The 12301-nt window shown below is 55.7% G+C and carries 9 protein-coding genes; 4 read left to right on the top strand and 5 right to left on the bottom strand.

Translation table 11 applies throughout. The features are described 5' to 3' along the window. Nucleotides 1–15 precede the first annotated feature (15 nt). The gene (gene codA, locus FWJ25_RS03070; RefSeq protein ID WP_149598756.1) at nt 16–1239 is read left to right on the top strand and encodes a cytosine deaminase; all 1224 of its coding nucleotides are present in this window, start codon (nt 16–18) and stop codon (nt 1237–1239) included. Nucleotides 1240–1320: 81 nt separating this feature from the next. Here codA and FWJ25_RS03065 read toward each other — a convergent pair whose 3' ends face one another. After that, the gene (locus FWJ25_RS03065) at nt 1321–3234 is read right to left on the bottom strand and encodes a hypothetical protein (protein ID WP_149598755.1); all 1914 of its coding nucleotides are present in this window, start codon (nt 3232–3234) and stop codon (nt 1321–1323) included. A gap of 232 nt (nt 3235–3466) precedes the next feature. On the opposite strand from FWJ25_RS03065, the gene FWJ25_RS03060 reads away from it, so the two are divergent. The 3 genes from FWJ25_RS03060 (at nt 3467) to FWJ25_RS03050 (ending at nt 7847) form a co-directional block, all read left to right on the top strand. Continuing rightward, entirely contained in the window at nt 3467–4102 is a 636-nt protein-coding gene (locus tag FWJ25_RS03060; protein WP_149598754.1) for an HPP family protein, read from the top strand. Nucleotides 4103–4213: 111 nt separating this feature from the next. Then, on the top strand, nt 4214–5278 hold the full coding sequence (locus FWJ25_RS03055; RefSeq protein ID WP_149598753.1) for a hypothetical protein: 1065 nt from the start codon (nt 4214–4216) through the stop codon (nt 5276–5278). Between the two features lies 1 nt (nt 5279). Then, entirely contained in the window at nt 5280–7847 is a 2568-nt protein-coding gene (locus tag FWJ25_RS03050) for an EAL domain-containing protein (RefSeq protein WP_149598752.1), read from the top strand. A 3-nt stretch (nt 7848–7850) separates the two neighbouring features. Here the strand turns inward: FWJ25_RS03050 and FWJ25_RS03045 are convergent, their stop codons facing one another. The 4 genes from FWJ25_RS03045 to mtgA form a co-directional block, all read right to left on the bottom strand. Further along, complete coding sequence (locus FWJ25_RS03045; RefSeq protein WP_149598751.1) at nt 7851–8990, bottom strand: glycerate kinase family protein; 1140 nt, start codon at nt 8988–8990, stop codon at nt 7851–7853. A gap of 1 nt (nt 8991) precedes the next feature. Next, nucleotides 8992–10335, bottom strand: coding sequence for a GntP family permease (locus FWJ25_RS03040; protein WP_149598750.1), 1344 nt, complete (start codon nt 10333–10335; stop codon nt 8992–8994). A gap of 144 nt (nt 10336–10479) precedes the next feature. Next, a complete protein-coding gene (locus FWJ25_RS03035) occupies nt 10480–11568 on the bottom strand; it encodes a sugar diacid recognition domain-containing protein (RefSeq protein WP_188093551.1) in 1089 nt (362 codons plus the stop codon). Between the two features lie 31 nt (nt 11569–11599). Further along, nucleotides 11600–12280, bottom strand: a complete 681-nt coding sequence (mtgA, locus tag FWJ25_RS03030) for a monofunctional biosynthetic peptidoglycan transglycosylase (RefSeq protein WP_149598748.1) — start codon at nt 12278–12280, stop codon at nt 11600–11602. Nucleotides 12281–12301 lie beyond the last annotated feature (21 nt).

Genomic DNA, 12301 nt, shown 5'->3' with positions numbered 1-12301 from the left:
ATACCTGGAGACACCATGACCGAACAACTAAACGCTATAGTCAACGCACGCCTACCACGGCATGAAGGCCTCCACACGCTTTCGATATCCGGAGGCAGATTTACGCGCATTATGCCGCAAGCGGAACAGGTCGCGTCCGGAGAGCACCAACTGGATGCCAACGGCAACCTGGTCACCCCCGCCTTTGTAGAACCTCATATCCACCTCGATGCGGCACTGACGGCAGGAGAACCTCGCTGGAATCAGAGTGGCACCCTGTTTGAAGGCATTGAGTGCTGGGCCGAACGCAAGGCTACCCTGAGTCGTATTGATGTCATCAACCGCGCTACAGAGACCCTGAAGCTGTTTTCGTCCCAGGGGATCCAATATGTGCGCTCACATGTCGATGTAACCGACGAAAGTCTGACCGCACTAAAAGCCATGCTGGAAGTCCGCGAACAGATGGCGGAGGTTGTAGACCTTCAGATTGTTGCGTTTCCACAGGAGGGTATCTGGTCCTTCAGAAATGGTCGGGAGCTGATGAAAGAAGCTATCAAGCTCGGCGCAGACGTGGTGGGCGGCATTCCCCATTTCGAGTTCACACGTGATTATGGTGTTGAGTCTGTTCGCTGGCTGGTTGAACTGGCACACAAGCATGACCTGCTGGTAGACGTTCACTGCGATGAGATCGATGATCCACAGTCCCGGTTCCTGGAAGTGCTCGCAGCAGAAGCGCTACGACTGGATTACGGCACCCGTGTCACTGCCAGCCATACCTGTGCGATGGGCTCGTACGATGACGCCTATTGCAGCCGATTATTCAGGTTGCTCAAGAAATCCAGCCTGCGCTTTCTGTCCATGCCGACTGAAAGCCTCCATCTGCAGGGACGGTTCGACACATATCCCAAACGGCGGGGCATTACCCGCGTTCCAGAACTACTGGATGCCGGACTGAAAGTCGCATTTGGCCAGGACTCAATCAGGGACCCATGGTATCCCCTGGGTAATGGCAACATGCTGCGAACTCTCGATGTCGGGCTGCACGCTTGTCATATGCTAGGCATGAGCCAGATTGATACGGCTCTTGAACTCATTACCGAAAACGGCGCTGCGGCGCTCAACCTGTGCGAGTATGGCATAGCGGAAGGGTTGCCGGCCCGTTGCATCGTGCAGAATGGGAAAACGCCTTATGAAGTGTTGTTGGGGCAACACCCCGTGCTGGCATCAATTCGGGATGGAAAGCTATTGGTCGAGAGATAACAAGCCTTAAGCAACAATCGACGGGTGTTACTTATTTAGCTAACACCCGCCATTACTTCCAGATCATCACGCAGAAGCTGATTACTCGCTGCTTTCACCTTCCCAGCGAGCTACCTTTTCCCGATCGGCAGAGCCTTCCAGCGGTGACTCCTCCAAGGCCGCACGGGCTTCCGGCGCCACCAGGCCCTGAGCAGACATATCGCCGGTACGGCGCGCTTCCTGCTCGCGACGAATGTAATCGAGTCGCTCATCCTGATCAGCCCGCTTCTCATTGCGGAACTCTTCATTGCGCCGACGGAACTGGTCTTCCAGATCACCCACAACGCCATTAAGGAATCCATCGCACCCTCTAAGGGACAACAGATAACGTGGCTGTTCGAGATTTTGCTGGCCGGAAACAGCAAAGGTCGAGCTTACCGCTTCGGTTGCCAGGGCAAAGTAGGTGGCGTCAAAGGCGAACATATCCTGTTCTGAAGAGGCACTGTGACGATCCGCTCCACGGAAATGCGTGGTGCGCATCACAGTACCTTCACAATGCAGGTCAAACAGATTGGATTTGAAGAAAATTTCCGACCAGAACAGGTGGCAGATCCGTGCAATGGAACGACCAAAGCCCATCAGTAACAAAGCACCAAAAACAATCGCGACGGTGCCGCCGGCGGGAATCAGGAACAATTCGTTAAACACCTCCTGACTCACACCGTTCTGAACAAAGGCGGACATCATGGCAACATGCCCCATCGTCCGCTCCACGCCCAGCCACAACAGCAAGGCTCCAGCCAGCATCAGCACCTGACCAAGGATGGTTCCGGCAATCCGCGTCCAGCGCAGGGAGCCAGGCTCAGCTACTTCCTCCACCGACGGCTGAATTTCAACCACCATGTCGCCGTCGAACTGCTCGTTATCGCGATTGGCATCACCGGTGTTGTTTTTGTCGAGGTACATGCGGTTGGGCAGTTCCATCTGCCGGCGCTCCATCAGCACCAGATCACGCAGGGTGGTGAAGATCTGACGGGGGTGCAGGTCAAACCTCCAGCTGTTGTTCATTTCGGAACTGTTGGTATTGATCTGAACCAGGCCGATGCGCGCCTTTACCATGATGGTGGCAATCGCAACGGTCACCAGGCCCCCCACAATCGCGAGAACCAGAAGGCTGCCAGTGTGGAACATCGGAGCCAGCTGCGGGACCATCTCCGCCAGATTAGCCCGGACACCGCTCCTTGCCGATTCCCAGAACATGGTCCAACCCTGCGAGAACAACACCGGAATCACGATCGCGCCAATAACAACCAGCGCCAGGCCGCCGCTGGTAGCACTGTTGAGGCGAGTCATATTGCCACGGGAAAGCGGGTTAGGCAATTTGACCCACACCGCCGCCAGGTAGATGAACAGGGCTGCCTGCATGAGCAGCGACAGTACCGTATTACCCACACCACCACCGGCTGTTCCGGCAAACACCATATACACCACCAGGCTGGAAACCAGATAGGCCGCGATGGCAATCAGGCTCTTGGTCAGCTTCATAGCAACCAGTTGTGCCATGTTGCGGATTGGCCAAGGGGTTACGATCAGGTTGGGAAAAATGGAGTGGACAGCGCGAGCGAACCAGGTTTTCGGCTCCACAAACGTCGGGTTGGACTTGCTCATCATCATGTTATGAAGGCTGCGCGCATCGTACAGGCTCGGCTCTGCCTCATTGACCGCTTCACGCGCCACATTCTTTGCCAACGACGCAGGCGCTGCGCGGCCAACGAAAAAGCGCATCATCTGGAACAGACCTCCGCCCAAGGCCTTCAGACCTCCGGCAACATAAAGACCACCCAGAGCCAGACTGATCCAGGCGCTGGTTTTATCCGTCTGCAACAAGGACTGGATCTGCAGTAACAGATACACGCCAATGGCAAGCACAATCAGCCCGCGGACGGACCGAACCATTCCCTCAAACCGAAACGGATTTCGGATATTCAGTTTCTTTGCACCGTACTCAAATGCCATGAACACGTTTCCTTTGTATGGTTGGCGTGACAAAGCCTCCAAGTCTATCGGGAAAGCGATTGAGCGGTTATAAATTTTTTATAAAAGAATGCAAAAACCTCCCACAAATCAACTATTCGCAGAGCATTTCCTCTGGACGAGGAGCAACCGATAACAGTCATCGAAATTAACGGTTTGATAAATGTCATTGAGTCGAATAGGGTTGCGCCCCTTTTTGGTGCGCGAGCAAGCAATGGGAATCCGGAACGAAAAACTGCGATGGCAACTGGTTAGCGGTGTACTGAGAGCACTTCACCTCGAACGGCTGATGTCACGCTATAGTCCGAAGATCGTCATGGCGGTTTTCAACCTGATTAACAGCGGCCTGAGCATCGCTCTGGTCTCTTTGCTGGCACTAGTAACCCAGGAACCGTTCATCTTTCCGTCTCTCGGCGCCACTGCATTCATCCTCTTTCACGTGCCCATGGCGCAACCGGCGTCTCCCCGCAATGTCCTTGGAGGGCACTTTATCGGCGCACTGATGGGCCTTGTGGGCCTCTGCCTGTTTGGCTTGCAGGATGCCCCATCGGCCTTCCTGAACGGCGTCGACCTCAGCCGTGTTGGCGCCGCGGCTCTGGCCATGGGCCTGACCGGATGCCTGATGGTCGCTTTCAACATGGTTCATCCACCTGCCGGTGCGACCGCACTGATCGTGTCACTGGGATTGATGAGCTCTCTCGAGCAGCTTGCAGTTTTGATGGGCGGCGTAGCCATACTGTTGGTCCAGGCCTTCCTGATGAACCGCCTGGCAGGAATTCCCTACCCCATCTGGTCATCAAGACCAGCCCCAACATCCCACTCCGCCAGCGCACCCGGGAGCACATCATGACACGCTCTTTCGGGGAAAACATGCTTATCTGTGATTGGTTTATGGAAGCCTCCCCGGGATTGGTCCAGAATGTATACAAGTTCAATTCGCTTATGGATCACAGTCCCAGGGATGAAACTCAACTCACAAATGCATGGATACCAGACCAAAACGCCCGCGCTGCAGCGCCTGTCTACCCGATATAGAAGAACACTCTGGGTGAAGGCCCGGCGCCTGGCCGTCCTGTTGACCAACACCTGCCTTCGCTCTCTGGTGCATACTGCGGTGAAGCCCGAGTTTCTGTTCGCCGTCTATGGCAATGAAAAGCAGGTTGGTTCCTACTTCACACCCTGGATGGCCAACCGCCTGCCTCCCACGGTCATTCTCGGATACATCCGCAACGGCGACACCAAAGGCCTGCTGGTAGCCCCACATTTTTTTGAACACGAGTTGCAGGAAGATCCTGAAAAAGTCCGCCGGTATATGGATCAGCTACGTCTGGACTATCCGGGAGTAAAACGTATCGCTCTGGTGGGCCGCCTCCCGAACTTTGTTAAAAAAGCCGGTATCGACATTGCCGCTCCATTGGTTGATGGCAGCCTGGGCACCCGATACATGATCTGGGATGTGGCGAGACAAATGCGCGAACGCCCGGAATTTCAGGGCGCGAACAGCATTGTCGTTCTGGGCGGAGCCGGACGGATTGGTAATGCCGTGTGCGAGGACCTGACGACACTCTATGACAAGGTCATCGGCCTGGATCCACGCTACACTGTTGATGAAGAAGTGGTGACGGACCACGGCATGATTTTGCGCACTTCCAATCTGGAACACCTGCACGACAAGAAACTCTACATCGCCCTGACCCATCACGGCGACGTGGTACTGGACTTTTACCAGCACATCTCACCCGGCGCCCTGATCGCGGACGACACCCACCCCTGCATCACTCTGGATGCCCGCAAGCGCCTGCAGAGCCGGCAGATCAGTGTGGAAAAAGTGGTGTTGTCCCACGCCGAGTTCAGTATGCGCCCCCGGATGCCTGACTGGAACAGCCGGGATATTCCGGGGTGTCTGGTGGAAGCATTGGTTCTGCTTCAACAACCCGGGCTGGAGAACAGCCAATTTTCCAGCTTCTGCGGTAAAGCAGCGTCACTCGGATTCACCGGCCGACTAATCCGGCCTTTGGAAGAATAGGATGAGAAGACTGCAGACCACGATGATCCCGTTGCGTTGGTCCATTCAGGCAGTCACGATTCTGCTACTTACCATACTGTCGAGTTATGCCAGCGAGCGGGTTATCGAGGGTGACGTCAGCCACTATGAACTGAACGACAGCCTCCAGTACCTCGTCGACGACGGCGAACTGTCGCTCGCCGATGCCCTGCAGAGCGACGGCTGGCATCAAAACACCAGCGGCCGGGTACTGAATCTTGGGTTCACCGCTCAGACGCTCTGGGCCCGAACCTCACTCAACATCACCACAGCAACCGGCCATTGGTATATTGCCATTCCCTACCCGCTACTGGAGGAGGTTGAACTCTTCGTACTGCCTCAGGGGCAGTTACCGGCGACATACATCACCAGCCGAACCGAGACTGAAAAACAACAACACCAACCCCACAGTTATCAACTGGCACTACCACTTCCGAGAGAGCTCCACGGCGAAGTAGACATCGTACTCCGGGCACGTTCTGCCACCTCACTACAGCTCCCTGTTGAACTGTGGAGAGAAGATCCGCTGCTGAACCAGTTTGCCCAGGAAAGCATCTACTGGGGCATCTACTTCGGCATCCTTGGCGCCCTGGTGATCTACAACCTGTTCCTGTGCTTTTCTCTGCGGGACCGGGCCTATGGCTACTACGTTCTCTATATCGGCTCCATCGGGCTGTTGACCCTTTGCATATCCGGTGTCGGCTCGGCCTGGCTCTGGGCTGGAGAACCTTTGGTTCCCCGCTACCTGATTCCCGTCAGCACATCACTGGTCTCGATCTGTGCTTTGCTGTTTGCACGCAGCTTCCTGGAGTTACAGAAAATCTCGAGGAACTGGGATCTGGCCATGAAAACCGCATTGGGCCTGGCCGTTTCTTTGTTCTTTATCACCTGGATTGACCCCATTCATGGCGCACTGCTCTCCGGCGTTCTTGGTACGTTCGTTATTGCCCTTCTTATCGCCGTCGGTATCGCAGACCTTCGGGCGGGTCTTGTCATTGCCCGGTATTTTGTACTCGCCTGGACGAGCTTTGCCATCGGAACGTCCTTGTACCTGCTGAGCATTTTTAACCTGTTGCCGGTGAATTTCTTCACTAATCATCTCATGCAGGTGGGATCAGCCGCCGAAGTGCTTTTGTTGTCTTTTGCCCTCGCCCACAAAATCAAGGACGAGCGAGCACGCAAACTGGCCGCCATGCGAAAGCAGCAAATTGCCGAGCGTCAGGTTCAGGACCTGGAAATGCAGTCTCTTGAGCAGGCCATGCACGATTCCGTTACCAAGATGCCCAATACCTCACTGCTCAACCAACGACTTCAGTCTCTGATCACGAAAAGACAGCGATTTGCCCTGGTGCTGGTGCATTACCCCCAAGTGAAGGAAATTGCGTCCAGTATGGGACATAGCCTGGCCGAGGACATGTTCTGCCAGCTGGTGAAAAAGGTAAATCACACACTGTCCGGGCTCACTGGCCCAGTGTGCCTTGAACACCGGCTACCGGCCTATCTTGCGACGCCTGACCTGGGGTCCGCGGCCTTTGTTGTTGACCTTGATAACTTCGTCGGCCCCCTGGAATCCTTCATCGAACAAGTTGTCGGCTACCATGAGGTGTCGCTGCATTCTGTTCGCTTTCCGGTCTTCATGAATCTGTATTGCGGGGTATCGATCGCCCCCGACCACGGCGACACAACCGAGATCCTTTATCAGCATGCGGCAGCCGCGCGGGACCGCAGTCAGTCCAACCAGATCCCGGTTCAGGTCTACAATGAAAGTATTTCAGGTTTTGCCCGGCGACGGCTCGAACTGCTCACGGCGCTGCCGGGCGCAATTGATGCCAATGAGCTGGAACTGTACCTGCAACCGCAAATGGAAAAATCAGGCCAAAGCCTGGTTGGAGCAGAACTGCTCTTGCGCTGGAACAGTCCGCGATTTGGCATGGTACCTACCGAGGAAGTGATCAACATTGCCGAAAATGCCGGCCTGATCGACATCCTGTCCAGATATGTTGTGGATCTGGCGTGGAAAACGATGGAATCACTCAGGGAACGGCAACTGAACATTACCTGCAGTATCAACCTGTCGGTTCAGAACCTTACAAACAGCCAGTTTGTCCCCTATGCCCTGGCTGGAATCAAAGAATACGGAATCCCGATGGACAAGGTGATTTTTGAAGTGACCGAAACCTCCATGATGCACAACATGGAGGCTGTTATCGGCTCTCTGCTCCACATTGCGGACAGTGGATGCAAGGTTGCTCTGGACGACTTCGGTACCGGCTACTCGTCATTGGCCTACCTGAGCCGGCTGCCGATTCATGAGCTGAAGATCGATCGGTGTTTTATCAGCCGTATGAACACCAATCGAAATGAACTGGGAATTGTGAAAACCACCCTGAAGCTCGCGCAGACCCTACACCTGGAAGCGGTAGCCGAAGGCGTGGAAGATCAGGCCACTCTTGACCTTCTCAACGAGTTGGGCTGCCAGCGAGTACAGGGTTATCTGTTTGCCAAGCCTATGCCCTTCGAGGAATTTTGCATCTGGGCAGAGCAGGTGTAATGTTCAGTGACTACGGCTGAACGCGGCTACCACCCGAGCCAACTGCTCAGCGGCCTGTTCGAGGTTATCCTTACCCTCGGCAATCGCCTGTTCCAGCGTTGACGGCCCGTGCACCACAGAAAACGCAGCCGTTAGCCCCACTTCATAAAGTGGTGACAACTCAGCGCCTACCCGACCACCCAATCCGATAACCGGGACACCATGCCTGGCCGCCAATGCAGATACACCTGCCGGCGTCTTGCCATGAGCACTCTGGCTGTCGATTGCACCTTCAGCAGTAATCACCAGATCCGCCTCGCGGATATGCGCTTCCAGTCCCACGGTTTCCATAATCAATTCGATGCCGGCCTTCAGACCTGCACCCAGAATGCCGCCCAGCATACCGCCGATACCGCCAGCCGCTCCGCTACCGGCAAATGAGTGCATGTCAAAACCTGAACCGGTTGCCACAGATGACATACGAGACAGTGCCCGATCAAGCCGCTTCACCATGTCCGGCGTCGCCCCTTTCTGGGGGCCGAATACAGCCGCAGCCCCCCGGTCACCGAGAAGCGGATTGGTAACATCACAGGCGGCAACCAGTTCAATCCCGGCAAGCCGCGCCAGCGCCGGAGCGGCATCCATGGAAACCAACTTCTCCAGGCCTACACCGCCCGGGGGGACATCCCCGCCGTCTTCGTCCAGCAGGCGCGCGCCCAGCGCTTGCAGGATACCCGCACCACCGTCCGTTGTTGCGCTTCCGCCCAGGCACAACACCAGTCTCTCGGGGCCGTGAGCAATAGCTGCATTGATCAGCTCTCCAGTCCCGCGACTGGTTGCTGCCAATGCATCCCTGCCATTGGCCGGCACCAGATGAAGTCCGCTCCCCTCAGCCACTTCCACTATGGCGGTTTTTCCGCCATCGACCAAGCCATAGCACGCCCAAACCATAGCTCCGAGAGGACCGGTCACCTCCACTGTGTGCAGAGTCCCGCCCTGGGACTCTACCAGTGCAACGGTACTACCCTCTCCGCCATCTGCCAGCGGCACCTCCACGACTTCATCGTCTGGCGCACCACGTTTCCAGCCTGTGGCTATGGCGGAAGCAACGGCTCCCGCGTCGAGACATTCCTTGAACGAATCCGGAGCGACTACAATTTTCATATCAGAGTGCCATGAGTGAAACGAGCCAAACACACAGTATAGTCACCAGCCCCATCACAAGAGTGGCCGCGGTATGCGAACGATAGGCCGTCGCAACGTCCATCTTGCTGAACTGGGAAACAACCCAGAAATAACTGTCATTTGCATGGGAAACGGTCATTGCACCTGCACCGATGGCCATCACAGTCAGTACCCTGCCCAACTCGGAATCCAGTCCCAGCTGAGTCAGTAATGGAGCAACCAGCGCTGAGGTCGTGACGAGAGCCACAGTTGAAGAGCCCTGAGCCGACTTCAGCGCTGCCGCTACGATAAATGGCATGATGACTCCCAGCCCCAATGTGGACAGCGTATCGCCCAAGTACTCACCTAGCGGTGTCTGAGCCAGCACACCGCCGAAAGCGCCACCTGCACCGGTGATCAGGATGATTGGAGCGGACACTTCCAGTCCCTTCTGGGTATGGCGGGCAAACTCCTCCAGTTTTTTGTCTCCCTGCAATAGCATCAAAGCAAATGCCAGGCCAATCATCAAAGCATTCAGAGGTTTACCCAGGAAGTTCAGGAGTTCATAAAGACCACCGTCACCCAGTGGTGCTGTGGGGTAATTAGCAACCGATCCCAGGCAGATCAGAACGATTGGAACAAAGATCGGCGCAAACGCCGCCCACGCAGATGGCAACTCGCCGTAGCGCTCTCGTGCTTCTTCAAAGGCTTCCTCGGCCAGCTCCAGCTCTTTGCTTTCCAGATTCTTGCAGCGCGATGCCCAGAACAAGCCCGCAAACACTGCTATCACAGCGAATACGAGGCCGACGGCAATCACCAGGCCCAGGTTGTTCTCAAGCCCCAGATTGCCCGCTGCCGCAATCGGGCCCGGCGTTGGTGGCACCAGTGTATGGGTCGCAAACAGGCCAGTGGACAGGGCTACAGTCATCGCAACAGGAGAGGCAGACAGCGTGCGCGCCATTGAACGCTTGAGACTGTTCAGAATGACAAAACCGGAATCACAAAACACCGGAATAGACACAACGAAGCCGACCAGAGACATAGTGAGGGTCGGGAAGCGCTTCCCCAAGGCCTTGATGATGGTTTCAGCCATCACAATAGCAGCGCCTGTGCGCTCCAGGATGACACCGATGATGGTGCCAAGCACGATCACCAGGCCGATATATCCGAGAATATTTCCAAACCCGGTACGGATGTTTTTTTCGATGGCATCCACCGGCAGTCCGAAGACAAAGGCGGCCAGGAATGAAGCCAGAAGCAGCGTAATAAATGGATTCAGTTTCAGCTTGCTGGTCGCGAAGACAATAAACACGATCAGCGCCACAAGAATCAGAACCAGATGCATGGGCGAGTTCCTCTATAAATCTTTCTTATTCAAGGGGGATTCAGGACGAAACCGCCAGTTTAGAAGTTGAGTGCCCCAAGGTCGCTATCGAAACTGACAAAAACCCTTAGATTATGGAGTAATTTTTTGTATATTCCGACAATATCAGCGAGTATCCAAAGCGAGCTGCAGGGTCAGGAGGCTCGGCAAGTCAAAAGGAGAGAGCCCTGTTATGGCCTCAATGCGGCGAAGCCGGTATCGGACCGTATTAGCATGGACATGAAGGCGCTGCGAACACTCCACTACCTGCCCGTTACTCTCAATGAAGCGTTCCAGTGTTCTCAGGTAAAGCTCACCCTGACGGTGATTAAGGAGTTTGTTCACGGGAGCCTGAAGCTCCAGCTTCTGCCAGTCGGGCTGAAGGCTCTGCCAAAGGGCCGGGACACGAAGGTTGTCATAGTGAAATTCCCGCCCCTCAGGCACCTTGCGCTTGCCCACCTCCAACGTCGCGTTGGCGGACTGAAAACCTGCCCGAAAATCCCTTGAGAACACCTGTCCCACCGCAATCGTAATATCACTGTTCGGTGTGAGGTTCAGCACTTGCCTGAGTTCATCAGGGGACGTTCTGCCGGATTCGGCTTCAAGAAATATCAGCAACTGGCAGGGCGACGGGTGTACCGCAAGAACAGCCTTCTGCCGGTATTCGAGAGCTTGAAGAAGGGGGAGCAACACCCTATCGGCAGCTGACTGGGTAGCGGCTTCAAGGACTACAGCAACGCGATTCCGGGCAACGTCGATCCCCAGTTGCTCAAACCATACTGACGGCACCGGCTTTCCTTCACACAGTGCCAGCAAAGTTTCTTCAACCTGCCGTCGCCGGTGCTGTCCGGCTTCCAGAAGCGCGGCCTGCTCCAGCATCAATTCTGCCGTCATACAGACCAGATCAGCAAAATGGGCAACGTCCCGGGGAGAGCCTGAAATACCGACTACGGCCACCAGTTGATCCCCGACCTTGACCGGCAAATTAACACCCGGCTGAGTACCCGGGTATTCAGCAGCCTGCCCCCCATCAATCACCAGCGGTTCGCCTGTTTCGGCAACCAAACGCGCGGCATCATGCAAACTACCAACACGCTGTGGCGAGCCGGAGGCGATAATAACGCCGTCTGCGTTCATGACATTGACCGGGTAGCCAATGGCCCGCATCGTACGCTCTACGATTCGCTGGGCTGTAGTCTGATCCAGAAGAAGCACGGTCAAGAATCCTTGTAACGGCGCAGGGGTCCTACCACAGCCCGGAGAGCTGGGCCATTTGCCCGCGAATCCAGGCCACTCGCTCCCACACATAGGACGATGGCCTTGCAGCGTTCAGTACTTTGGGGTTGGGCAACACAGCAGCCAGCCTTGCTGCCTGATTGGCCGAAAGGTATTTGGCAGGCTTTCCGAAGTAGGCCTGACTGGCAGCCTCAACGCCGTATATTCCCGGCCCAAACTCGGCGATGTTCAGATACACTTCCATCACCCGCTCTTTCGGCCACACGCCATCAACAGCCAGAGCGAGCACTGCTTCGATTGCCTTGCGAACAAAACTGCGGCCATTCCATAGGAACAGGTTTTTGGCGGTTTGCTGGGTAATGGTACTGGCGCCGCGGAGGCCATTGCCCGCCCGATACTCAGAAAGAGCCTTGCGTATCGCCTCGAAATCGACACCCCAGTGATCTGGAAAACGCTGATCTTCGCTGGCAACCACGGCCAGCGGCATCCACGGCGAAATGTCGGACATTGCCACCCACTCGTGGCGGAGTGGCTGCTCGTGATGTTCCAACTGATACGCCAGCATGAACGCCGACGTCGGCGGGTTGATGAAACGCAACAACAGAAGTACCAGAAACATCGCCACAAAGGTGCCCGCGAGTAACCACCCGATCAGACGCACGGATTTCCTGACGATACCAGCTTTGGCCATTAACTTACCCAGCAGAATACT

Origin of the sequence: Marinobacter salinexigens (assembly GCF_008370345.1) — a bacterium.
Lineage (GTDB): Bacteria > Pseudomonadota > Gammaproteobacteria > Pseudomonadales > Oleiphilaceae > Marinobacter > Marinobacter salinexigens.
Note: the sequence above shows the minus strand (reverse complement) of the source record. Positions and strands in the feature narration are given on the sequence as shown.

What these genes read in the sequence shown, in the direction of transcription:
- codA (WP_149598756.1), top strand. Translation starts at nt 16, where the DNA reads ATGACCGAACAACTAAACGCTATAGTCAACGCACGCCTACCACGGCAT.
- FWJ25_RS03065 (WP_149598755.1), bottom strand. Translation starts at nt 3,234, where the DNA reads ATGGCATTTGAGTACGGTGCAAAGAAACTGAATATCCGAAATCCGTTT.
- FWJ25_RS03060 (WP_149598754.1), top strand. Translation starts at nt 3,467, where the DNA reads ATGGGAATCCGGAACGAAAAACTGCGATGGCAACTGGTTAGCGGTGTA.
- FWJ25_RS03055 (WP_149598753.1), top strand. Translation starts at nt 4,214, where the DNA reads ATGAAACTCAACTCACAAATGCATGGATACCAGACCAAAACGCCCGCG.
- FWJ25_RS03050 (WP_149598752.1), top strand. Translation starts at nt 5,280, where the DNA reads ATGAGAAGACTGCAGACCACGATGATCCCGTTGCGTTGGTCCATTCAG.
- FWJ25_RS03045 (WP_149598751.1), bottom strand. Translation starts at nt 8,990, where the DNA reads ATGAAAATTGTAGTCGCTCCGGATTCGTTCAAGGAATGTCTCGACGCG.
- FWJ25_RS03040 (WP_149598750.1), bottom strand. Translation starts at nt 10,335, where the DNA reads ATGCATCTGGTTCTGATTCTTGTGGCGCTGATCGTGTTTATTGTCTTC.
- mtgA (WP_149598748.1), bottom strand. Translation starts at nt 12,280, where the DNA reads ATGGCCAAAGCTGGTATCGTCAGGAAATCCGTGCGTCTGATCGGGTGG.